General features: G+C 49.0%; 16 protein-coding genes. All 16 read right to left on the bottom strand.

Annotated features, from left to right (window positions below):
• Positions 1-155: 155 nt before the first annotated feature.
• Positions 156-425 carry an alpha/beta-type small acid-soluble spore protein gene (locus MKZ15_RS21275; protein ID WP_339817969.1) on the bottom strand — a complete coding sequence of 90 codons (270 nt, stop codon included), beginning with the start codon at positions 423-425 and terminating at the stop codon, positions 156-158.
• Between the two features lie 115 nt (positions 426-540).
• Positions 541-1,053: a hypothetical protein gene (locus tag MKZ15_RS21280; protein ID WP_339817970.1), complete on the bottom strand. Its 513-nt coding sequence runs from the start codon at positions 1,051-1,053 to the stop codon at positions 541-543.
• A gap of 99 nt (positions 1,054-1,152) precedes the next feature.
• Positions 1,153-3,666, bottom strand: coding sequence for a hypothetical protein (locus tag MKZ15_RS21285; protein WP_339817972.1), 2,514 nt, complete (start codon positions 3,664-3,666; stop codon positions 1,153-1,155).
• Positions 3,667-3,894: 228 nt separating this feature from the next.
• On the bottom strand, positions 3,895-6,987 hold the full coding sequence (locus tag MKZ15_RS21290) for an Ig-like domain-containing protein (RefSeq protein ID WP_339817974.1): 3,093 nt from the start codon (positions 6,985-6,987) through the stop codon (positions 3,895-3,897).
• A 510-nt stretch (positions 6,988-7,497) separates the two neighbouring features.
• Entirely contained in the window at positions 7,498-7,839 is a 342-nt protein-coding gene (locus MKZ15_RS21295) for a hypothetical protein (protein WP_213622199.1), read from the bottom strand.
• A 138-nt stretch (positions 7,840-7,977) separates the two neighbouring features.
• Positions 7,978-12,132, bottom strand: a complete 4,155-nt coding sequence (locus MKZ15_RS21300) for an S-layer homology domain-containing protein (protein WP_339817978.1) — start codon at positions 12,130-12,132, stop codon at positions 7,978-7,980.
• Between the two features lie 559 nt (positions 12,133-12,691).
• A complete protein-coding gene (locus MKZ15_RS21305) occupies positions 12,692-13,813 on the bottom strand; it encodes an MraY family glycosyltransferase (RefSeq protein WP_155607683.1) in 1,122 nt (373 codons plus the stop codon).
• A gap of 112 nt (positions 13,814-13,925) precedes the next feature.
• Positions 13,926-14,687, bottom strand: coding sequence for a WecB/TagA/CpsF family glycosyltransferase (locus tag MKZ15_RS21310; protein WP_339817980.1), 762 nt, complete (start codon positions 14,685-14,687; stop codon positions 13,926-13,928).
• A gap of 14 nt (positions 14,688-14,701) precedes the next feature.
• Complete coding sequence (gene csaB, locus MKZ15_RS21315) at positions 14,702-15,847, bottom strand: polysaccharide pyruvyl transferase CsaB (RefSeq protein ID WP_339817982.1); 1,146 nt, start codon at positions 15,845-15,847, stop codon at positions 14,702-14,704.
• Positions 15,820-17,841, bottom strand: a complete 2,022-nt coding sequence (locus tag MKZ15_RS21320) for a DUF5693 family protein (protein ID WP_339817984.1) — start codon at positions 17,839-17,841, stop codon at positions 15,820-15,822. The genes csaB and MKZ15_RS21320 overlap by 28 nt, the downstream gene beginning before the upstream one ends.
• Positions 17,842-17,909: 68 nt before the next feature.
• Positions 17,910-19,628 carry a phospho-sugar mutase gene (locus MKZ15_RS21325; protein WP_339817986.1) on the bottom strand — a complete coding sequence of 573 codons (1,719 nt, stop codon included), beginning with the start codon at positions 19,626-19,628 and terminating at the stop codon, positions 17,910-17,912.
• A gap of 37 nt (positions 19,629-19,665) precedes the next feature.
• Positions 19,666-20,088, bottom strand: coding sequence for a 3-hydroxyacyl-ACP dehydratase FabZ (gene fabZ / locus MKZ15_RS21330; protein WP_155607679.1), 423 nt, complete (start codon positions 20,086-20,088; stop codon positions 19,666-19,668).
• 309 nt (positions 20,089-20,397) lie between these two features.
• Positions 20,398-20,598, bottom strand: a complete 201-nt coding sequence (locus MKZ15_RS21335) for a DNA-directed RNA polymerase subunit beta (protein ID WP_155607678.1) — start codon at positions 20,596-20,598, stop codon at positions 20,398-20,400.
• A 12-nt stretch (positions 20,599-20,610) separates the two neighbouring features.
• Positions 20,611-21,432: a flagellar hook-basal body protein gene (locus MKZ15_RS21340; protein WP_339817988.1), complete on the bottom strand. Its 822-nt coding sequence runs from the start codon at positions 21,430-21,432 to the stop codon at positions 20,611-20,613.
• Between the two features lie 32 nt (positions 21,433-21,464).
• Positions 21,465-22,364, bottom strand: coding sequence for a flagellar hook-basal body protein (locus MKZ15_RS21345; RefSeq protein ID WP_213622206.1), 900 nt, complete (start codon positions 22,362-22,364; stop codon positions 21,465-21,467).
• Positions 22,365-22,440: 76 nt separating this feature from the next.
• The gene (locus MKZ15_RS21350) at positions 22,441-23,439 is read right to left on the bottom strand and encodes a rod shape-determining protein (RefSeq protein ID WP_155607675.1); all 999 of its coding nucleotides are present in this window, start codon (positions 23,437-23,439) and stop codon (positions 22,441-22,443) included.
• Between the last annotated feature and the right edge of the window lie 126 nt (positions 23,440-23,565).

Here is a 23,565-nt window from a genome sequence, read left to right on the forward strand (position 1 = left end):
ATGACGAGGCAGAGCACTTGAAGTAAATTCGACGTCGAATCTTGAAATCAGTCGGGCCTTGCGTTGCTCACGTAGATCTGTCTACGCTCCGCTACTCAGTCCCTAACTTCATCCAACCTTCTCGGTCCTGATAACCTTCTTTTTGAACTTTTCACTTATAGAATAAAGTTCCGTTCCGCATGAGCGATCAAGCGTTTTGTGATTTCACCGCCGACGGAGCCGTTTTCACGGGATGTCAGATGTCCCCAGCTTCCGCCGCTGCTTTGCCCGCCACCTAAAGCGCCAAGCTCTCCAGCGAATTCCGTATCTGCTGCGCCTGTTGCCCCATATCCTACAGGCAACCCAAACTCAGCAGCGATTTCGTATTTCCATTGTTGTAACACCTGACGACTCTCCGGTACGATCTTCCGATTGCTTCTTGTCATGATTCCAGACACCTCCTGATAAGTTGGTTTCAAGAGGTAGTATGGCATCCCTCTTCCTTTGCTACGCTCAGGAATGTTTGTCTCTTCTGCCCAATCATGCCAATCCACAAGCTGACTATTTAATTTGGTATCCGCCCCGCACCATGACCGTTAGATTGTGGGTATCCCCATCCTGTACTTGAATCCCCCGGCCCTCTCTAGGAAAAGACAACAAATGGTTGTTCGCCACGGCGCCTCCATTCGGTATATCCTTCCCATCTGTGAGATCCGCTACCCCATTGGAGTCAGCGCTATAAATAACGGCTTTCCCGGAACGAACAATAAACTCCGCCCCTGCAGCAGCAACAAGGATCTTCCCTGGTTTGACATCCACGATTTGAATTCCAGCTTCGCTAGAGCTGCTGCCCCCAGAACCTCCAGTAGAAGGTGTGCTTGGCGCAGTCGAACTTCCCCCGCCACCAATCGCCTGTTGGATCGCCTGATCCACATAACTCTTGGTAACTACCGGATCATCCGCAGTACCTGGCGTCGTTCCCGCACCTTCCGCTTGCATACTCAGCAGCGAACCTGCCCAAACACTGCCGCCAACCAATACCACGGCCGTTGCTATTTTCCAACCCGTCTTCATCATGTTCCTCCTCTATGACTCTGTTACAGTCTATGATAGAGGTTTTGGTAGAAAGGAACAAGCCCAAATCCGGAGGGGATTTGGGCTTGTTGTGGTAAGCTACTCTAACGATGCTGTCGTATAGTAGAAACTCTTACTACCCAACTTAACTTTATGACCATCAAACAGGTCATAAACATTAAGTTGGAAGGTTCCTGACCTTTTATTTTCATAAATGATATCATTAATGCTAAAGCTTGCACTTCCTCCGCTAGTTACTCTTAAGTCCGTTTCTGGAGTAAACTCTTTTTCAAATGTATGCCCACTCGAGTCAATTACCTCAAATAAATATTTATGACCATACTCACCTATAGCATAGTCCATGTTCCGTGTTTGAGTATAATCAAACGATAGTTGAACTGAGGAGGAGCCGGTAAGTGAAGCTTTTGCATTTTTGACAGTTAGCTTGTAGGGCAACATATCCATGTTTTCTAAAGTCGTCGAGAGTGTCGGAGAAGTTGTACCTCCGAGTTCCAATGCAGCAGCATTTACATAACCGTTTGGCTCTCCTTTTATTGGTGTCAATTTATTATCAGTAATTCCTTCACCAACGATAAGTTTAATGTCGCTTGTAGAAATCGATTTGGGGATTCTAGCCCATAATGAAACGATACTTTTTTGATCGGGTGCTGCAGAAGTTTCAATTTGACTAGCACTTGCCTTATAACTTTGTCCATTTGAACTTTGATAAGCCCCTGTAAATTGGGACAGATCTATTTGATGATTCTCATTGTTTGTAACTTCTAATTCAGTGTAAATCAGATCAGAAGAGGAACTGCTATAAACCAAAGAACGCAACACTTTCAGTTCCTCTTGACGATCAGGTGTATCGATTTTATAAGGATCACCTTTAGCAACTGATTGCAGTTCAGGTATTGCACCCGCATGCCCGAATTGTACCCATTCAGATGTCGTTGTCTCCCCGATCTTTTCAAGCAAGGATACTTGAAGTTGACTAAAGTCTAGATAACTTGGTACTCTCGATACAACGTAAAGATCCGTTGCCATTCCTGCTCCCAACAAGCCAATACTTTGTGTTGAAATGAGCTTTGTATCATTTGTCATATTTGCAGAGTCCACTTTCAATTGCCCAGCCATTCCGGGCAACAAGATGGTTTTAAATCCTGTATTTCTTATTGTTACCTTTGCGGATACTAAATCTCCATCACTCCAAGGCAATCTTTGAATTGAGGATAAAGTAGCCCCTAAAATGCCATTTTTCGTTTGAACAAACTGCGTTTGACCGATCATATTTGAGCTTGGTTGAACTTCAGGAACCGCAAAGATGCCTACAGGATACGAAAAAGTTTCTTTTGAATCTGCTACAGCAGGCAAGCTCATAAATAATTGAGGCTTAGTTGCACTAACATTTGCGGGAATAGTTACGTTAAGATTCAAGACACGTTCTTCAAGTGGTTGCAAAGTTAAATTATCCATTACTTGCGTTGAAATAGGCAACCGATAACCATCCGAAGTTTGAATTTCGAATTGATATTTAGGAATATTAATAGTAGAACCGCTAGTATTTCTAAAATTCAAGCGTACGGATAGATCATGTTCATCAAAGCTTTGTAATAGTGAAGCACTCGTCAGTTTTACAGCAATTTTCCCAGTACCAAGTGGAATGAATTTTTCAACATTTGTCTCGATAGCAAGCGATTTATTCGTTACATTAGGTAATTGCATTGTCGCAATTGGCAAACTTAACTTTGATGTTTCATCATCTTGAACGATTTGTAGTTCCATATTCGATAATTTCACGCTTTTGGGTATGGAAGTCATCAAATTTAACGTTTTGCTGTCTTGGGGCTGGATTTTATAATCAGTACTAGTAGAATCAACTGACATTGGATAACTCGCACCGGATGCTGCTTTAATTACGAATTTTACTTTAGGATCTTCGAAAATTTTGTACCCGATATTTTTCAAATCAAGGTTCACACTAACGTAATTATAATCCCCCGAGGTATAAGCTGCGACTTGATTAATCATAGTCTTCACGGGCGTATCAAAAACACGTAAAGTTTTGGATTGATCTGCAGGTGTTGAAGTAATGTAGGATGCGGGAACTTTAAACTGCCCTTTCAAGCTTTCATAATTGGCTTGACTGAAATCCCACTTAATTACCTGAAATAAGAGGCTGCTAATCTTAATATTTTTTCCCACTTTTGCTACATACGTTAATGTAGTTGATGAGCCGGCTGACAGCTTCTTTTTCTCCTTATCTTTGGTCATCAATGATGTACTGTACGTGGTGCCACTCGTTGTCTTCACTTTTGACCAATAATCCAATAAATCTAGTGTCTTATTATCACCGTTTTTGACTGTTAGTGTGTAAGTGAGTATACTTTCCTCGTCAAGATTCAAAATATTAACATCAGTCAAGCGCACCGTACTTTTCGCCGAAATCTTTACCGGGTTTAGATTAGCTAAAGTATGTACAACTGGTTTAGTTTGTTGTGTTGTTGTTTTAGTCGTCTTAGTTGTTGTACTTGCGGCGGCCAGAGCTCCATGAGCACCACTTACCAGCAATGTCACACCTAGTGCTGCAGCTGTAACTGAGACTTTTCTCAATTTATTTCCTCCTATGTAGAATAGTTCTATAGCTTATAACGTTTAATAAAGCAGAATGTTTCGTAATTTTACTATATTGTCATATCTCTTGGTTACTAACTCAGCCACGAGAAGGAATTTTCCTAAGTTTAACATAGATTCCTGAAAGATGACTTAAGACTTGATTAATATTTCTATATATTTTTATATATAAAAAAAGCCCCTCATAAGAGGGGCTTTTTTAGGGAATTAGTTGATGTCGTCAACAACGCCGGAGCGCGTGAAGCTAACAGCAGCATTTCCGTTTGCATCTTTGATAACTTTGGAGCTATCGTTACTTGCATTCAACGAGACTGTGATTACAGCATCAAGAGCAAGTGGTGCAGATGTGTCAAAGGTTACACTAATTTCAGTGCCAGCAACTGTGTATGCTACGTTCGATACGTCTACACCAGTTGCAGTAAGATCAATGACATTAGTACCACTTACACCAGCAATACCTTCATTGAAGGAAACGATAGCAGTGTAAGATGTACCCGTACCAGTAAGTCTGAGTTCTTCACCATTAGCCTGATCAACAGATTCCGGTCTAATTTCGTCAACAAGGTTCTCGCTAATTGCAGAATCAACCTTCACACCAAAAGCATCTTGAGTGCTAATAGTTGTACCTGGAGCAGTGTTGATTGTGAAGCTATCTGCTGTTGGATTAGAGGAAAGCTTCTTATCGTTAAGAAGTGCAAATTTCACGATGGTGTTACCACCGTCATAAGTGTAGTTTCCATCAAGAGCCAGGGAATACGTTGCACCTGTTGCAGTAACAACTACAAAGTCGTTTGCATCAACGCTTGTCAATTTACCAGCAAACTTAACAGACAATTTATCAGTAGCAGTTGCTTTAACATCTGCAGCAACTACACCAATTTTGTTGTATTGTGCAACGATGGAGTCACCCACATAACCAGTTCCTTTGTAAGCAAAGTTGCCATCTTGATCAGCAACCAATGTAACACGAAGGATTGGTTGGTTTGCAGCAGGATCAGTGGAAGGTGCAACTACCTTATCAGTGTAAGGCACAGTGATTTTGACAGTTTCCGGTGTCACAAGTTCAACATAAGCATCTGTCGGAAGAGCTTCGTACCCACCAGTAGCAGTACCATTCCAGTCGATGTTATACTTCGCAATATCCAATGCATTACCAGTCCCTTCAGTTGCAACCGGTTTGCTGAATGTTACATAGAAGTATACATCACGTTTGGTGCTAGTTGTAGATTGTACTTCAGCCCAGAACTTATTAACTTGGAACACTGCAGTGTTACCAATTTCAAAAGTTGTGGATACTGGCAGGATAGTATTTGGAACATAAGCGTTGTCTTGCACGCCTGCTACTTCCAAAGTATACGTACCTTCATCCAATTTTCCAGAAAGGGAAATAGTAGCTTCGTTGTTATCAGAGTTAAAAGTAATAGCTCTTACAGGATGGCCGTTCCCGTCCAAACCTTTACCAACAACAACTTTACCATTTTTGTCCTTAACAGTGTAGTTACTTCTGTCTGCACCAGTCTTGTTGTCTGCAGAAGAAACAGCTTCACTGAATTTCACTTTCAATACATGAGTGTTGCCAGTAGCGTCAAGTTCTGAAGTTACACTAGCAACTTCTGGACGAACTGTATCCAGCGTTGGAGTGATTTTAACTTCACGAGTAGCGCTGTTACCGCTGTAGTCTGTAGCACTTTCAATTACGATAGTATTCTCATTCACACTCAGAGCATTAGCTTTAGTGAATGTAACCGTAATTTTGTTGCTAGCTTTATCCAACGATACTGTACCTGTTTTAGAGGATACGCCGTTGTATACTTTGCCTACAGATTTCAGTGGCTCGTTGAATTCAACTTCAACTTTCAGAAGATCTGTAGATTTCGAAGAAACCACAGTTGGAGCTTCAGTGTCAACAGCTACTTCAAAATCGTTGTCAACAGGAACTACTTTCAAGCCAGAGAAGTCTTGAACATTGCTTACTGCAAGCTTGTGAGCACCAGTAGCCAACTCAGTAGTAATGATGACGGTGTTAGGGAATGCATATTCCACAGAACCAGCGATTACTTTACCATCGATTTTGTAGTTAGATGTAGTAATTGCAGTTGCACGATCAACCGGCTCGGAGAATACAACTTTAAATGCTTTTGTTCCAAGGCCTACTACTTCTTTAACTGTAGGAGTAGTAACGTCGATTGGAGTGAATTTAACTTCTTGTTTCAGCGTTCTTGTTTTGTCAGAGCTTCTTACACCATCAACGGTAATTTTGGTTTCCTTTTGGTTATCCATTTTGTTACCGTCAGTGTAGTATTCTTTGTCCAATGTCAAGAGAACGCTTCTTCCATCGGAAGACAATTCTGCAGACTTAATAGTTCTTGTGAATTTGTAGTTTTCCACTTTTTCAGCAGAAGCTTCTTCAACTTCACCGTCGAACTTAACCGTGATTTGTTTCAGGTTGTCTGCAGACACGCTTTCTACTTTCGTAGCAGCTGTTACAACCCAAGTAATCTTAGCTTTAACTTCTTCGCCAGCAGCTGTTTTGAAAGTAACTTCAGTTTCTTTGTTAGCTTCCAATTCTTTTTCCAGCGTCACTTTCACTACTTCGTCGTTGGAGAGCGTGAACTCAACGTTCTTGCTGTCAACTACTTTGTAGGATTTAACTGTTGGAACTTGAGCTGCTTCGTAGATAGCGAAAGCTGCTACAACTGCTTGGGAGCGAGTTGCTTGAGCTTGATAGTTGATGCCGTCAGCCAGGTAACCAGCGTTAACCGCTGCTGCTACATAACCTTTAGCCCAAGCGGATGCTGTGTTGTTAGCGTCAGCAGGAACTTCCAGTTTCAGAGCAGTTACCAGAACTTTAGCCAGTTCTTGTACAGTTACTGCGCCGTTCGGATCGAACAATTTCTTAGCTGCATCTTTACCATTGAGGATGCCAGCTTGTGTAGCAGCTTCAATGTAAGTGCGGCCCCAGTGGTTCGCATAGTTCTTATCGTTGTAAGAAGTAGCGTCAACTGGTTCCAAGCTCAGGGAGTTAACGATGATTTTCGCGAGTTCAGCGCGAGTCAACGTTTTTTCCAAGTGGGACAGGCCGTCTGGGAAGCCAGATACGATACCTGCTTCTTTCAATGTGTTGAATTGTTGCTCTGGAGTCAATTTGGCATCAGCACCGAATGCTACGGAAGCAAACATGGAGAATGCCATTGCTGTAGACAAAGCTACGGACAAAATTTTCTTCATAACCTTTTTTTCTCCTCCTTGATTAACTATCACATGAGAGTTTTCTTTAAATGAATAGCTCGTGTTACTCATTAGCCATTGCACCCCCTTTCCAGAGCTTGAGCAAGTTTCCTATAAATTAGGTCTGCAGCAAAACTGCAGAAACTTGTAACCTCATTCATTTGATAGAATGTAGAAATAGACTAGTTTCCTAATCCTACCTAAACATTATACAATGGGTCCCTAGAGCCGTAAAGCTAATTTTTCTAATAGATAGACAAGTTTCCCTATGAGGAACACCTTGCCATGTCTAATTTGGTCGCCATTGTCAATGCTCTACATCTTAAACGCAGCAGGTTTCAAAAAGTTGCGGGGGTTTTAAAAAAAATTGCGAGATTGTAACTTTTTCTAAGATTCCCCTTAGTTACGCCTTTTTGACTCCCTTGCCGCCTGACGGAAATTAGTATATCATGCCGGAATATGTCAGTCATTAAGCAACTTTTCCCATTTTCACGCTATCTCCATTGTATGTTCGGACACGACAAATAAGACGTCCTAAATGGGACGCCTTATAGGTAATCTCGTACCAATAGGCTTCTGAAGTTATCTTACTCTCATGGCCAATTGGATAATACGAGCCCGCATTTGCGGATCGGTATTCAGTTTCTCATACATTTCATCGATCGCTTGCTTGTTGTCCTTGTATGTCTTCTCATGCGTCATGGTGATATGAGACCACTCGATCAATTCATTCTCAGCTTCGCGCAGCTCGGTGAAAGCATCATGGAAGCCCGTTTCAATAACTAGTCCTTCCATGACTTCCTGGGTTACTTCTTGCAGCTTCGCAGTTTCTTCAATGCGCTTCTCTAAAACTTTGGATCTATCCTCAAATTTGCGCTTTGCTTTCGAATAACCCAACTGCGGTTTAGATAGGATCGGTTTCATCTGTTCAAGTTCACCCTTTTGCGTATTGTCTATTACTCTGCTTATTTTAACGTAAAGCTCATGAAATTACAAAAAGATGTAATTGGAAAAAAAGAAGCGGTCCGGATCGACTCCGGCCGCTTCTTTGGCGAAGATCAATTAGCTAAAGGTCTTCGGGAAGATACTCGTACTCTTCTTCAACAGTTCAACCGCGATTTTCCCGGCTTCCGCCCGGGTCATTTCACTGGTCGGATTAAAGTTATAGGAAGCTTTCTTTGCACCCGGCAGAGTGACCGGGCTTCCGGACATGATTTTGGCCTTCGTTACGGCTTGGACAGCAGGCAGAGCGTAGTAATCGATTCTACCTGCATCCAAGAACGATTTGGCCATGCTATCCTTCAGCTTCTGATCGTTCAGAGCCAGCTTCAACTTGAGCGCTCTGGCAATCATGACCGCAGCATCCTGACGCGTAATCGTCATGTTCGGGGAGAAGAAACCTTCCGTCCGGCCTGTAATAATACCAGCTCTCGCAGCGGTCTCCAAATGTCTGTAATCCCAGGTCGTTGTTTTCGCGCCATAAGGAACATCGAAGAACGTTTGCTTCTGATCGTCTGGTACCAACGGCAAGCTCAACCCCTTAACAAGCAAGGTGGCGAATTCACCACGCGTGGTCAGGTCGTCGGCGCCGAATGCGTCAGAACGAAGGTATTCCATGATCCCTTTTGAATACAAACCGTTCAGAATGTTGCGCGCCCACGGATGGTTCGTAATGTCGGTAAAGCTTCGGTTCAGTTTATAAACCGCGTAGTACCCAAATTCATCGAAAGGAACCGAAACCGTATGGGATTTCGTATCGACTTCGCCAGGAACTCTCGTCCATCTTCCGACACCGTCAACCTCCGTATATTTGAATACCGTGACCAGTGTGCCTGCATCATCTACGACATTGCTGTCATAAGTCAGTTCCAGTGTCCCGCGCTGCGAAGGGACGACTTTCCGTTCCGGTTCGAATTTCGTGAAGAACCCTTCGACCGAGTAGGGTGCTAAGCCGTTCGTAGCTGACTTATAACCCGTGGTGCCTTTATCGCCTAATTCGCCTACGCCGCCGCTGATCCAATAAATATTCGAGATCCGCGTGAAGTTAAAAGTATCGACGGTCGACGTAAAATTGCTCTTTAGCGAATCCAACAAGTTATTGTTGCCGTTGATTTCGGTGTTGTTATTGAAATAAATGCCGTAATCATTCCTACGTTCAACGACCCCGTCTTTCGGATCCGCGATACCAAACAACAGCTTCGTATCCGGATAGAACTTGGCGACAGTATTTCCGGCCGCCGTAGCCGATCTCATAATCGTTCCTTTAGGGAAGGACAACTCTAATTGTTTATTAAATACGGAATATTTCGTTGCCGTCTTTTCAGCCATGAATTGCGTATCGGTAGTAACCTGGCTGGTGTAGTAGACATTGATGCTATCATCGATCGTATCGTTGCCCCGAACGATCTGGATTTTAATCGTGTTCGATTTGTCCGGCTTCAAACCAACATAATCGTAAACAAAACGATTTTGTTTATCCGGTTCAGTGCGGCGCGTGGCCTCTTCCTTACCGATGATGACCTTCGTTGCGCCTTCGGCTTCGATATCGAAGCGAACGAAGTTCTTGTTCACCACATACTGGTCGCCAACAGTAGGTTGAGGTGCCAACAGGCGATATGGCGCCGCTTCACGAGTCACTTCTACCCGCTGATTTGTGCGGGCACCTGTTTCGTTAATCAGCTCCAGGTTGTACACATGCGTGCCCGTCGTATCTTTTTCAAATTGGAAGTCGCCTAAATAAGTTACATTCCCGCTGGCATCCGTCTGAACGTTGTTCATGATCCGAAGCAAGAAATCGTTGCTGTTCCCGACAACTTCATAGTAGTACTTCTTCGTATCGGCAGGATAATAACCGTTCGTCGCAGTAAATTTAAGTGGGCTTTTCGGTACTTCAAGCGAAAAGATCGATTGCGAACCCAGATACAAATTCACTTTGCTTGCGCCGCTGCCGCGAATCACCATATCGTAACTCAGTTCACTGGTAGTATACGTCCCATTATCCTTCGGCGTAAATTCAGTAGGAATCTGCGTAATTTTCCCCACCACTTCTTCAACAGCATCCTTCACGGTCGTGCTAGTCGGAAGAAGGAAGTCGTCCTGCGCCGGGAACGGAGCCCGGATATCGCCGGTTACGGATGTTTGAGGAACTTTGCCCGGATGGAATTGCGTGATCGTCGCTACATTCTCGTCGACAATATAAATGCGCAACTTCTTGGACACCGGAACCCGGTTGCCGGCGGCATCGATATACTGCCCTCTAAACTCGATGGTATTCTCACCAGCAACGAGCGGACCGCTCGCCGATATATACAATGACAAATCAAATTTAGGGAATTCCGCTTTCCCCAGTACGCCTTTTTGGACTAATGTCGTATCCTTACCGAAGTTGGCTTGTTCGGCCGTGGTTAGCTTACCCACATTAATCCCGTTCACGAAATACTCAGGGTTCAGAGTAGTGATTTCAGCGTCCGATGACGCCTTGAACCCGAAGTATTCCCCGGAAACCACAAAATCCGTTTTCCCGGTCCCAGAGTTTTTCGAATTGAAGTAATACGTTTGACCATCCACCAGATTGTCTACCAATATCCCGCTAACTGAGGAATAGGAGATCGTGGCGTCAAAAGGATTCGACTTACCCGTGTACTCGAAACGTACCGTTTGACTTCCTGTTGCGAAGCCGGTGACTTGATAAATAAATGTATTCGCAACGGCAGTTCCACCCAAGGTTGCTTGGACCCCAGGAGTCGAGATCGTCAAGTTTTTAGTCCCAAGCGGCAAGTATTTCCCTGTCAACGCATCCGTAGTGGCGATACCGCCATCCGTTTCAACCAAAATATAAAAGTCGCCTTTATCTACAGTCCCCAATGGAAGCTGGGTTCGATTGTCGAGCTTGCCTGCATCGCCAGCCACATAATCCGGCAGATACTTTATGCTCTTAATCGTTGTTTTGTCGGAAACCCGGTAGACTGGTGTATAAGACGTGCTAAACGCCCACTTCGTGACCGGAGGCGTATCCGTCGTAACCGACTTTCCGTATTTCACATCAATCTTCGGTGCCTGAGTAGCTTTCGTAGTAGTTCCGTCGGCTTCTTTCTGGGTCGGTACTCCAGTGATCTGGAACGTAACGAGCCGGTAGACCGGACCCGTAGAATCTTCGATAATTACTTCTTCGGCCGTTCCGGTCGGAATCACGAAGTTTCCTGCGGTATCGTATAAGTTTGGAGCCAGCATTTTAATGTTGGCCGCGGCAACAACCGTATCATCCACGGACACTTCATAATCGTCTTTAAATTCCTTATTGCCTGCACTGAATGGAACCATCACTTGCACGATAATATCATTGTCAACTGTCCCGCCGCGCAAGCTCGGGATGGTTTTCAAAAGGTCATATGCCTTCGAGCTATTATTCTTGTCCACGACATGGAGATCGATGAACGGATTGGTATCCGTAAAGTAATATACGTCACGGGCGATTTCAATCGAGTCGGAACCGTTCGTGAATTTGATTGTCAGTTTATTCAACCCGGGTGATAGTTTCAAGGCCGGAGTGGATAACTGATTGTTATAAATGTCCGTCGACAATTCCTTCCCGTCGATCGTTACAGTCGCTTTTGTTGTATTGAAGACTTGCCCCACCAAGGAAATCTGAGGGCTTTTCACGACAACGCGCGTCCCTTCATTCAAGCTGATATCCGAAAGGAAGCCGCTACCCGAGATTGCCAAATTCGAGTAATAAGGAATTTTATCATACAAGACGAAGAAGGTCTCGGAGCCTTCCACGTTACCAAACGTTCCTTTGAAGGTAATCCGGTTCAACCCGGGGAACAAGGTCAGGTTGGAAGCGATAAACCGATTCTCGTTAGCCGGGTCCTTCGCGACGATCCCTGGAGCTGTATGGACCTTGTCAACGACCCAAGTGGCTTTTGCGTTGTCCCAGGCCAACAGATCTACCTGAGCATTAAGGGTGTCGCCAGAAACCTTGGAGTATGCGCCCGAAACCGTTATGGTTGGACTATTCGTCACCTTAACCTTCGTTCTCAAGTTTGCATCATTGCCAATGGCATTCAATTCGTAGTTCGCCGTTTTCAGGATATCCCGATCATCCGGCGCAAAATAAGTTGTTGCTGCATAAGCCGTGGAAGTCAGCCCCACTGGAATCAGCGTAACAATCAAAGACAGCAAAGCCAGCCATAGAAACGGCTTCCTAAAACGTTGCATGGATTTAATCTCTCCTTTGTCGTGTAGTGTGTGTTGATGTCCCCGTCAAAGATCGGCAGGGACTGCCCAAAAGCGTCACTTACATATGTTATCGGTCGAAAAGTGGAAGAATTTTAGGAAAACATGAAGAAGAATCCAATGAAAATCGCGGGACGAGAAAAAACCTCGGCGTTTTCGACGGGGGTAAGCGGATTGATATTCCTCTCTGGGTGTGTAACGGACTCCAATGACCTTAATCGCCGATTTCCCGGACATTTCCCGTTCTAACGGACTACAGAGACCTTATTCGGCTCTTTCTAACGCGCAAACACCGTACTTGACCGGAATAAGGTCTCCTCGGTCCGTTAGAATTCAAACCCAAGCTTTTCCGTGCAATTAACGGCTCTGGTGTCCGTTACGTCAGATCCCCCACGGTAGGCGGCAGGCGTGCATGCAAAAAAAACAACCCCTGCGGCTTCACCAAGCCAATCAGGGGTTGTCCACTCATCAAGTCAAGAAATGCATAATCATCCTGCATTTAGGGATGCTATAATTTCGTACTGTTGCTTACTTGTTGCTATTACTTCGTGCCGCGTTCAGCACCAGCCTTCATGCGCAAGCGGGCGAGGAAGTCGAGCACAGGGCGTTTGGTCTTGCCGATCAGGCCAATGACCTCGGCGCCGATTTGCAGGAAGAAGACCATGACGCAGATGACCACGAACGTCACCCAGTTGGCGTTGTACATCGCGGCCGACGATTGGATGACGGCCAGCACGCCAAAGAAGGCGGCGATGCCGTAAATGATCAGCACCGTCTGGCGGTGGCTGAATCCAAGCTCGCGAAGGCAATGGTGCAAGTGACCCTTGTCCGGCGAGAAGATCGGCTTCTTCTGCATCCAGCGCCGGACGATGGCGAACATCGTGTCCGAGAGCGGCACGCCGATCAGAATTAGCGGCGTCAGGAACGACACGATCGCGATCTGCTTAAAGCCGAGCAGCGACAACAGCGCTAAGCTGAAGCCCAGGAACAGGGCGCCCGAGTCGCCCATGAAGATTTTGGCCGGGTGGAAATTGAAGTACAAGAATCCGATAATGCTGCCCAGGAGCAACAAGCAGAGCAGCGCCACCATCACGTTACCCATCAGGAACGACATCACGGCGATCGTACCGATAGCAATAGCGGAAACCCCTGCAGCCAGTCCGTCCAAGCCGTCGATCAGGTTAATGGCGTTCGTTACGCCAACGATCCACAGGATGGTAAACGGAATCGCCACCCAGGTCTCCACTGCGGCATACGTGTGGAACGGAATATTGGCGAATTCAATACGTATATCGAACACGAACACGACCACGCAGGCCGTTGCGATTTGAATGACAAATTTAAGTTTGGCCGGTAAATCGAAGCGATCGTCGAAAGCTCCCAGCAGCACGGTGATGGTTCCGCCAACCAGGAAAGCTTTGATGAAGTTCACCTCGCGTACCGAAAATACGTCCGGAAGGAACGGGAGAAGCAGAAAAAACGTGATGACAAAAGATAAGAAAATCCCTAAACCACCGAGTCTCGGCATAATTCGTGTATGCACTTTGCGCGCATTGGGTACGTCCACAGCACCGACCTTAATTGCAAACTTCTTAACGAGCGGCGTTAGGCCCAAAGCCAAGCCAAGTGAAACGATGAACCCGATGATATAAATCATCAACATTACATTTCGACCTCCAATTGTTCTGCACCGGAATGATTATACTCCGAATGAGGAGAAACACCAACCCCGTATTTGTGCAAAAAACCGCAGTTATTCATGGAAATCGAGACATTTAGCCCATTTTCGTAAGGTTTTCTTTCTCCCGCAGCACGCGCACGGCGAATTTCGGCAGCGCAAGCATTCTGCGGAAGCGGGTAGGTTCCTTTAGCAACCGGTACAGCCACTCCAGTCGAAGCTTCCGGAACGCCATGGGAGCTCTTTTGGTGCGTCCGGAAATGACGTCAAAGCTGCCGCCGACCCCCATCATGACAGGGACGCGCAAGACGTCTTTGTATTTCGCGATCCAAGGCTCCTGCGTGTCCGCCCCCCGGGCGACAAACAGCAGATCGGGCGCAGCTTTGACGATCTCATCGATGACCTCCTGGTCTTGATCGGGTCCAAAATAACCGTCGCGGTATCCCGCAATCGTCGTACCGGGATATTGTAGCGCCAACCGGCGGGCAGTTTCCTTCACAACGTCCGGCGCTGAGCCAAGCAAGTACACCTTCCAGCCCCGGCGTTCCCCTTGCTTCATTAATTCAAGCAGCAGCTCGTACCCCGGCACGCGTTCCGCAACCGGATCGCCGCCTTTTTGCGCGGCCCAGACCAGGCCTGTTCCGTCCGCTACGATCAATTCAGCGGTTTGCATCATCGCTTTGTATTCCGGGTTCTCGATGGCCGCCATCATCATGATCGGGTTCGCCGTTATCACATGATGCGGCGCCTTGTCCGCAACCGCATTCGTTAAATGAGCGACTGTGTCTTTCATTCCCCATTTGCAGACGGGTACGCCAAATACCGAAACCGTCGGGATACCTTCCTTGATCTTGGTCATCACCTGTTCACCCATCACTTTCGTAAAAATTCAACGATCCGCCGCGCGGGCACCCGTGCTTCCCGCTTCAAGTCCGCGATTTGCGCGGCGTGGCTCTTGCGCCATGTCCCGACTTCCTGCAGGAGGCGCTCCCCTTCCGCGGCCAGAATCCGCGGATCCAGCTCCTCCGTGGTCCCGACCGGGACGCTTCCGATACGACCCAGGAAATGGTCGATCTTCGGGTCATACGAGACGCCGAGCAGCGGGACGTTCTGCGAGGCGGCGTAGATCAAGCTGTGCAGCCGCATGCCGACCAGCAGGCTGCACCGGCTCACTTCCCGCAGCATATCCTGCGGGTGCTCCGTCTCTGACGCGATGCTCACGGTACAGCCGCGTTCCGCCACATTTCCCAGCCGTTCCATCACGAAGCGCGAAGCTTCGTCGTCACCGGGGAAATGAAAAGGCAGGAACCGGATATGCACCGGTTTGCGGCGGCAGAGCAACGAGAGCCCCTCGGCCAGCTGCGTCAGCTCGGTTCGCGATTCGTTCCAGAAGCGAACCGACACGCCAACCACCGGCAGCTCCGAGGCGGACTCGCCCGAAACGCCGCCGTTCCCCTCCGGCGCAGCGACATGCTCCCACAACGCCAATCCCATGACAGGGTCAGGCACGACCTGAACGGCGTCCTTGCCGCGAAGTCCCATGTCCCGCAGCAAACTCGCCGATTCCGCATCGCGCACGGAAATATAGTGGCAGCGCCGGAACACTGAAGCGATCAGCGGCCGGAACAGCTTGCGGTTCACCGGTCCGATGCCTTGGGCGTAGACGAAAGTTGGCTTACCGAACCATTGCGCCAGCTTGATTACACCCAGATAATACGGGATCGACTTCATTCCCGTGGCATCCTGCAGCAGGCTGCCGCCTCCGCTGATCAAACCGTCGCTGCTCTTTATAGCCTTCCTTACCTCGCCAAGTTTCATCCGGTGAACGGATTCCACGCCGTACGTCCGACTCGTCCATTCCGGATCCATCGACAACACGATGGGCTTAATATCCACGCCCGTGGTTAGCCCTTCCTCTTCAAGCGCCAGCAAGATGGATTGAAGTACCGCCTCGTCCCCGCTGTTGCGAAATCCATAATACCCCGACAGGACTAAAGTTTTAGTAGTCGTGGCGACCATTTATCCCAGCACCTTTCAATGATTTGCCAAATCAGAACGGCGATCAGACCGATCACCAGTCCCAGTCCCAAGCCGAGTACATCGCGAATCAGAGAAAGCACTGCCGGAGTGTGAATATGCGCAAACGTGTCGACCATCGACAGCTGGCCCATCACCGCAATAATCATCGCGAACATCGCCCAACGATAGCGGAAGGCCGCGAACAAACCTACAATAAACAAAGGATGCGCCAGCAAAAATTCCTTATTCCGCGGCCGCACGCCAAAGGCGTTCTCCAGGAAGGAGCGGAAGGCCGCCTCGCCCGGCAGCAGCGTTCCCGCATTGCCGGTCCGGGATAAATAATACAAAGCCGCAATCCCAAGCACCGCAGCAACGGCTACCCATAATACCGTAATCGGCATGCTCAGCCATTTCCGCAATTCCTCCCAGACCGAGTTCCCCCGATACAGGAACACGTAGATCGCGATCAGCAAAATCGGTCCCAGATGCAGCAAACTTACGCCGCGGAACTGATTCAGCACCAAACTGTACGTAATGTTGTTCAGCAGGGCGATGACGAATGGTACGGCGGTCAGCGATAGTAATGACGTTTTAATAAACAACACGATCGTATGCGTCAACCGGCGTCCGCCAGGCAGCAGGGTGGAATGCTTCTCTTGCAGTTCCTGCACCTTGCGAATGGCCAGGATCATGGCGATCGTCGGAGCACTGATGGCGACGAACAGAGCCAGTGCCTGCTCCATTAATACCGGCTTCAGCACGTAAAGTCCGGCCGAGCCGATCAATCCGAGCACAAAAGCCGCTAGCGTGAGCGATGGCAAGAAGATGGAAATCAGCAGCGCTACAAACGCTACGCCTCCGAGAACGACCAACGCTTTGAGGTATTTTTGCCAGCTTGCGTCATGAATCGAAAAGGCTTCTGCCTGTCCCAACTCGAACCCATTGTTTTCGATCCGCTCAATGGCCTTACCAGGAGCTTGCAGCGAACCGATCAAATTGTCGATTGGATTCGTAATCGCAGCTTTTGCCAAGTCCTTAGAAGCGGATGCGTTGAGATACACCATCCGGATATTCCGGTCTTTGGTAGCGAGCACGAACCGGTCGGCCAGCGTCGCCTTTTCCTGGGTCGCTTCCGTATCGGCTAAAGAGTGCAGGCGCACCACATTATAGTCGATCAAATAGGCCAGCTTGTTGAAGCCTTTTTGCGGGGCCTTCAGGTTTTCGATGGCCGCGATACCAATGCCGTGTTTCTTCAGCGAATCGGCAAATCCCTGCAGGCTGTTTTTCGACTCGTTATCCGTATAGCCTTTAACGGCTTCCCCATCGAACAAAATGCGGGTGACCCCGTTCTCGGCGAAAAGGGCCAGCTCCTGATCCATCTCTTCCTGATCATAAGGGATATTGTCAGATAGCCGCGGTAGAATCGTAAAGCCCTTCTCCCGCAGCATAGCGAACGCGATGGGATCCAGCGGCAACGGCTTTATGACCGCTTCCTCCATCCCCATGCCGATCACGAGACCTCCTTGATCCTGATACTGCCAGTTCGCCACCGGCACGTCCAGTTTGCGGAACGCCGCTTCGATCATCGGCTTCAACTGCGCTTCGTTCTCCGCATTGGTAAAAGCCAGGTACGTGTAATTCCCGTTCTCCGTAATGACGGCCCCGTTCAGCTTCGCAGCCTCCACGGAACTAAACACCATAATTCGACGCGTCTTCGACAATTCGTCGAGCGTGCTTTCAAACATCGCCATCGTGCCTACGCCGGCTTCCTTCAACCGGTCCAGCTGTTCGTCCAGATACGCCTGCGGATCCGCCTGATACGAAGCGATATCCACCAAACCTCGATAATTAAAGACGAACTCCACCTTATTCGCGGACGATTCCGTTTGAACCCGCTGTGCGATCACCGGCACGGATGCCAGGATTCCGACTATCACCAAAACCCACAACCATTTGCGGGAAGCGTTATTCCACCGCTGCCAACTTCGAATCACTAAGGTACCTCCTCAAAAATGCATCAATCCACATCTGTTATTTGTTTCCCCAAACTTAAAAAATCCGTTTACTTATCGACGCGAGCCAGCACATCGTCCTGAATCCGATTCAATCGAGACTTGGCGTCTTCCGTAGAAGTCCCGCACACGCCAAAGTAGAATTTGATCTTCGGCTCCGTACCCGATGGACGCAGACAGAACCACGAACCATCCTCCAGCAAGAACTTCAGAACGTTTTCCTTCGGCAAACCGTCAAGTCCAAGCGAGTAGTCAAGCACTTCGGATACGCGTACGCCTCCGACTTCTTGCGGCGAATTGCTGCGGAACGCTTCCATCAGCGCGCCGATTTGAGCCAAACCATCTTTCCCTTTTAACGTCCGGGATGCCAACGCTTCGCGGTAGTAGCCGAATTGCCCGTACAGCTCTTCCAATACGTCGATCAACGTCTTGCCTTGGCGTTTATAATAAGCAGCCGCTTCACAGATCAGCGTGGAAGCCACGACGGCATCCTTGTCTCGCGCATAGTTACCCGCCAGATATCCGTAGCTTTCCTCATAACCGAACAAATAAGTAAATTTGCCGGAGGCTTCAAACTCATTCATCTTCTCGCCGATATATTTGAAGCCGGTCAGCGTGTTAAACACCGTAGCTCCGTAATGACGGGCAATGGCGGCGCCGAATTCACTGGTTACGATCGTCTTGACGACCGCGCCGTTGGTCGGTAGCGCTCCTCTCTCCTTCAATTGGCTTAATACATAATGGACGAGTAAGGAGCCCGATTGGTTACCCGTAAGGATTTCATATTCACCATCTCGCGTCCGCACGACCGCACCCATCCGGTCTGCATCGGGGTCCGTGCCGATTAGCAAATCAGCGCCCACTTGCTTGCCCAGCTCGATTGCCATCGTAAAGGCTTCCCGTTCTTCCGGGTTCGGAGACTTCACCGTTGGAAAATCGCCATCCGGCAATTCCTGCTCCTTCACGATGTGTACTTGCGTAAACCCGATCTTCGCCAATGCGCTGCGAACGGGAAGATTTCCTGTTCCGTGCAGCGGAGTGAAGACGACCACGAGGTCCTTAGCCGCACCGGATGCCATTAGTTCGCGGTTAACGCTGGTGTTCGCCACCGTCTCCGCAAACGCCTCATCTTCGGCGGCCCCCAGCCATACGAGCAGCCCCTTCGCTTCCGCTTCCTCGCGGCTTAACCGCTTGACCTGTGCAAAAGAGGCGATATCTTGAATCCGGGCAATGACCTGTTCCGCTTCATGCGGTACCAGCTGTCCACCCGTCGAGTTATATACTTTGTAGCCGTTGTACTCCGGCGGATTGTGACTCGCCGTAACGACGATGCCCCCGGTAGCCTTCTGCGAACGCACGGAGTACGACAACTGTGGCGTTGGGCGAAGCGAAGGGAACAGCTTTGCGACAATCCCGTTGCCGGCCAGCACCAAAGCCGCCTCAAGCGCAAACTCCGGCGAGAAGTGACGGCAATCATGCGCAATTACGACCGAAGGCGCCCCCGATTGGCCGGCATGCGCTTCCAGAATATATTCGGCAAAGCCCTGCGAAGCACGGCCTACCGTATAAAGGTTCATGCGGTTGCTCCCGGCGCCGATCACGCCACGCAAACCGCCCGTACCGAACTCCAAATCCCGATAGAATCGGTCTTCGAGTTCGGCCGGGTTATTTTCCAAATCGCGTAACTCTTGTTTGGTCGCTTCATCAATCGATGGGTCTTGCAGCCAACCTTCCAGCTTCTCTCGTACAGCCATGCTGATTTCAGTCATTGGTTGTTTCTCCTCCTCAGTATTCTCTTTAGCCCATTTAGGACAAGGCGAACATGATATCTCCCTCAGCGACAATCTTATCGTCCACCTTGGCGATGGCATGGCCTTTGCCGATCGAACCCTTCATGCGGGTAATTTCGACCTCCAGACGCAGCGTATCCCCCGGAACCACTTGGCCGCGGAAGCGGAATTCATCCAAACCCGCCAAGAAGCCGATTTTGCCGCGATTCGCCTCCACATGTAACATCGCCACAGCCCCAACCTGCGCCAACGCTTCAGTAATCAGTACGCCAGGCATGACGGGATATCCGGGAAAATGTCCGGTAAAGAAAGGCTCATTGATCGTCACGTTCTTGATGCCGACAGCCCGTTTGCCTTCCTCGAGCTCGATAATGCGGTCCACCAGCAAGAACGGAGGACGGTGTGGAAGAATCTCCTGGATTTCATTCGTGTTTAACATATGTAATCTCCTTTCGATTTAGCGCATAGGTTCCGATCCTGCACGGTTCACTTCAAGCTGAATAAAAACGCAGGCTTCCGGTCACACTGTAGTTATCCTTCGCCTCTGCAGAAGCGAAGGTTAAGATAAGGGGCTTATCCGCAAATGACCTCTCGGTCGCTTACGGATAAAGCCCTTTTGACTTGCTATTGCCGTAGAGTCCCCCATCATTATACATTTTTCGCATACAAAAAGAAAACTCCCGTCAGCCGAGAGTTTGTGGACATTTCTGTTAAATTCGTTCTGTTTCTTCTATTATATATGCGTCATTTACGAAGCAAACACCAAATCGAAAACATGCTGCCACGTCGACCAGCTCCAGATATCCGAAGCATCCTGCTTGCCGAAAACGACGTAACCTACGACGGTACCTGCCGCCAGAGCTACAACGAGAACGAGCAACACGAGCACAATACGCAGGATTACGATCCAGGCGGGCCGTTTGGCAACCGGTTGATTGTCTTCAGTCATGAAGCTTCCCACCTATCCGCGCAAGTTGTTGGCCAAGCCCATCATCGTTTCGCCGGAGGTCAGCGCACGAGCCGTCAATTGATAGGCCCGCTGCACCTGGAGCATTTCCGCCATTACATCGGTCAAATCCACGTTGGAAGCCTCGAGCGCCCCTTGGCGAAGGCTTGCCCGCTGATCCTGCGGTAGGCTCATCGTATCGACCATAGCCTGAGCCGGATCAACACCCGCTGCCAGGACAAACAAGTTGCCATCTTTCTGGACCAACACCTCCGGCCGTTCAGCCGTCAGCAAAGCGATTCGTCCTACTTCGGTCGTTCCTTCCCCGTTCGTGGCAAGGAGATTTCCCTCCGCATCCACACTAATCTTTGCATCGGATGGGAACGTGATCGGATCCCCATCGGCGTTCAAAACAACATAACCTTGCTTATTCACCAAAAAAGCGGCGCCGGCATCGGCCGGATCCGGCTGAACGTGAAAATCCCCGCCCCGGGTATAAGCCACAACGCCATCCGGCGTCAATACGCTGAACATCGCGTTCCCTTCAATCGCCAAATCCGTCGGATTTCCGGTCTCTTTAATGGAGCCTTGAGTATAATTCACCGTCACCTGCGACATTCTCGAACCAAAGCCGAGAGTGAAGCCGGACGGCGTGGCGCGGCCGGGCAAATTCAGATCGGAAGTCTGCTGTTGTACCCGGGTCAACGTATCTTCGAAGTTAGCTTGCTTCTGTTTGTACCCTGCCGTATCCACATTCGCGATGTTGTCGGCAAGCAAGTCCAGACGTTGCTGAATCCCGCTCATCGAAACCATCGCGCTGATGATGGTATTATTCATGCCGCACCTCCTGTTATAGCCATTCGCTTACCTTACACGCGGCCGACTTCGTTCACCGCTTTATCTAAACTGCGATCGTAATATTGGATCATTTTTTGATTGGATTCATAAGCCCGCTGGGCTGCCATCAAATCCACCATCGATTGAGCAGTATCCACATTGGATACCTCCAGGTAGCCTTGGCGTACCCCTGCCACATCCGTACCCTGAACCAGTTCGCGCACGCCCGCCGCCTCTTCGTCAGCGACGCGGTAGACTCCGTTGCCTTCCCGAACCAGTTGATAAGGTTGTTCGACCACCGTAAGTCCCAGAGCACCCAGATTCACTGGGGCACCGGTATTGTCGAGCGCCGTCAAATTCCCGGCTTCATCGCTGGTCAGCGTATCCACGGATAAACCGGGGTTGAGGATGATCGGATTGCCCGCATTATCCAGTACCCGATAACCGCTGGATGTTCGGAGTTCCCCCGCCGTATTCACGGAGAAGCTGCCGTCCCGGGTATAACGCACATTGCCTTCGTTATCCTCTACGGCAAAGAAAGCCTGAGGCTGATAAATCACCTCGCCGTCCTCCGTGACGAATTTACCTGAAGCATCAAAAGCATAAGGTTGGCCCGTTGCCGGGTCGGTTAGGCTCAGCTGCGAGATCAAGGCAAAATCGGTCCCATTCCCGGTTTCCTTCAAATCCCCTTGCGTAAACGCCGGCATACTCTCTTCTGCAAACACCCCGGTTACCAACTTCCCGATACGCGAAGTGGCTCCCGACTGCTTGTCCCCCATCAGGGAAATTAACATTTCAGGAAAAGAGTGCGCCACCGTATTCACCGATTTGTAGCCCGGTGTATTGAGATTGGCGATATTCTGCGTGACCGTATCATGCCGCCGCTGCTCGGCGATCATGCCGGACGCCGCGGTATAGAGACCTCTTAGCATGGCCTTACCTCCAAACGCTATATATTCAACGCCCTAACTCACCGGGCAACACATTCCTTCTTATTATATCGGACGATTAGAACTTTCTTCTTAGCACCTTGTCCAAATTGTCGAGCATGATGCCCGTTCCCTTCACCACGCAGTGCATTGGATCTTCCGCGATCAGCACCGGTACGCGAAGCTCTTCGGCGAGAAGCTCGTCCAGTCCGTTCAGCAGAGCGCCTCCCCCGGTCAAAATCACGCCGCGATCGATAATGTCGGCGGACAATTCCGGCGGAGTGCGCTCCAGCACCGATTTGGCGGTGGCGACGATGGAGGATACCGGATCGGCCAAGGCCTCTTGAATTTCGTTTGCCGTAATCGTCACGGTCAGTGGCAGCCCGGACACCATATCCCGGCCCCGGATATCCATCTCGGCTATCCGTCCGTTCGGGTACACCGTTCCGATCCCGATCTTGATATCTTCCGCGGTCCGTTCGCCAATCAATAGCTTGTACTTCGTTTTAATGTATTTAATAATGGCAGCATCAAACTTGTCCCCCGCGACTTTAAGCGACGAAGCCGTGACGATGTCCCCCATGGAGAGCACCGCCACATCCGTCGTTCCGCCGCCGATGTCGACAACCATGTTGCCGCTCGGTTCGAAAATATCCATGCCGGCTCCGATTGCGGCCGCTTTCGGTTCTTCTTCCAGATACACTTCTTTGGCGCCGCTGTGTTCGGCGGCTTCGCGAATCGATTTCTGCTCCACCGAGGTAATGTTCGTCGGCGCGCAGATCAGAATTCTCGGGTGGCTGTACCAGCTTCTGCCGCCCACCCGATCAATGAAGTATTTCAACATCGTTTCCGTAATTTCAAAATCGGCAATGACTCCGTCCTTCAGGGGACGAATTGCAGTGATATTTCCGGGCGTCCGGCCCACCATCCGTCTTGCTTCTTCACCGACGGCCAGCACCCGTCTTCCGTCGCTGTCAATCGCGACAACGGAAGGTTCGTCAAGAACGACTCCCTTTCCTTTTACATGAATCAGCACATTGGCCGTGCCTAAATCAATCCCAATATCCTTGCCCATCATTCGATCCCCCAAAGCGTATTTTTTAATCACGGAAATTTGATGATCGACATAAGTCGCATAAATATCGCATCTTATACCATATTTAAAAATACCATACTTTAGGGGAATGATACAATGATAATCGTT

Source organism: Paenibacillus sp. FSL R7-0216 (assembly GCF_037969915.1).
GTDB classification, from domain to species: domain Bacteria; phylum Bacillota; class Bacilli; order Paenibacillales; family Paenibacillaceae; genus Fontibacillus; species Fontibacillus rhizolycopersici.

What these genes read in the sequence shown, in the direction of transcription:
- MKZ15_RS21275 (WP_339817969.1), bottom strand. Translation starts at nt 425, where the DNA reads ATGACAAGAAGCAATCGGAAGATCGTACCGGAGAGTCGTCAGGTGTTA.
- MKZ15_RS21280 (WP_339817970.1), bottom strand. Translation starts at nt 1,053, where the DNA reads ATGAAGACGGGTTGGAAAATAGCAACGGCCGTGGTATTGGTTGGCGGC.
- MKZ15_RS21290 (WP_339817974.1), bottom strand. Translation starts at nt 6,987, where the DNA reads ATGAGTAACACGAGCTATTCATTTAAAGAAAACTCTCATGTGATAGTT.
- MKZ15_RS21295 (WP_213622199.1), bottom strand. Translation starts at nt 7,839, where the DNA reads ATGAAACCGATCCTATCTAAACCGCAGTTGGGTTATTCGAAAGCAAAG.
- MKZ15_RS21300 (WP_339817978.1), bottom strand. Translation starts at nt 12,132, where the DNA reads ATGCAACGTTTTAGGAAGCCGTTTCTATGGCTGGCTTTGCTGTCTTTG.
- MKZ15_RS21305 (WP_155607683.1), bottom strand. Translation starts at nt 13,813, where the DNA reads ATGTTGATGATTTATATCATCGGGTTCATCGTTTCACTTGGCTTGGCT.
- MKZ15_RS21310 (WP_339817980.1), bottom strand. Translation starts at nt 14,687, where the DNA reads ATGACCAAGATCAAGGAAGGTATCCCGACGGTTTCGGTATTTGGCGTA.
- csaB (WP_339817982.1), bottom strand. Translation starts at nt 15,847, where the DNA reads ATGGTCGCCACGACTACTAAAACTTTAGTCCTGTCGGGGTATTATGGA.
- MKZ15_RS21325 (WP_339817986.1), bottom strand. Translation starts at nt 19,628, where the DNA reads ATGACTGAAATCAGCATGGCTGTACGAGAGAAGCTGGAAGGTTGGCTG.
- fabZ (WP_155607679.1), bottom strand. Translation starts at nt 20,088, where the DNA reads ATGTTAAACACGAATGAAATCCAGGAGATTCTTCCACACCGTCCTCCG.
- MKZ15_RS21335 (WP_155607678.1), bottom strand. Translation starts at nt 20,598, where the DNA reads ATGACTGAAGACAATCAACCGGTTGCCAAACGGCCCGCCTGGATCGTA.
- MKZ15_RS21340 (WP_339817988.1), bottom strand. Translation starts at nt 21,432, where the DNA reads ATGAATAATACCATCATCAGCGCGATGGTTTCGATGAGCGGGATTCAG.
- MKZ15_RS21345 (WP_213622206.1), bottom strand. Translation starts at nt 22,364, where the DNA reads ATGCTAAGAGGTCTCTATACCGCGGCGTCCGGCATGATCGCCGAGCAG.
- MKZ15_RS21350 (WP_155607675.1), bottom strand. Translation starts at nt 23,439, where the DNA reads ATGATGGGCAAGGATATTGGGATTGATTTAGGCACGGCCAATGTGCTG.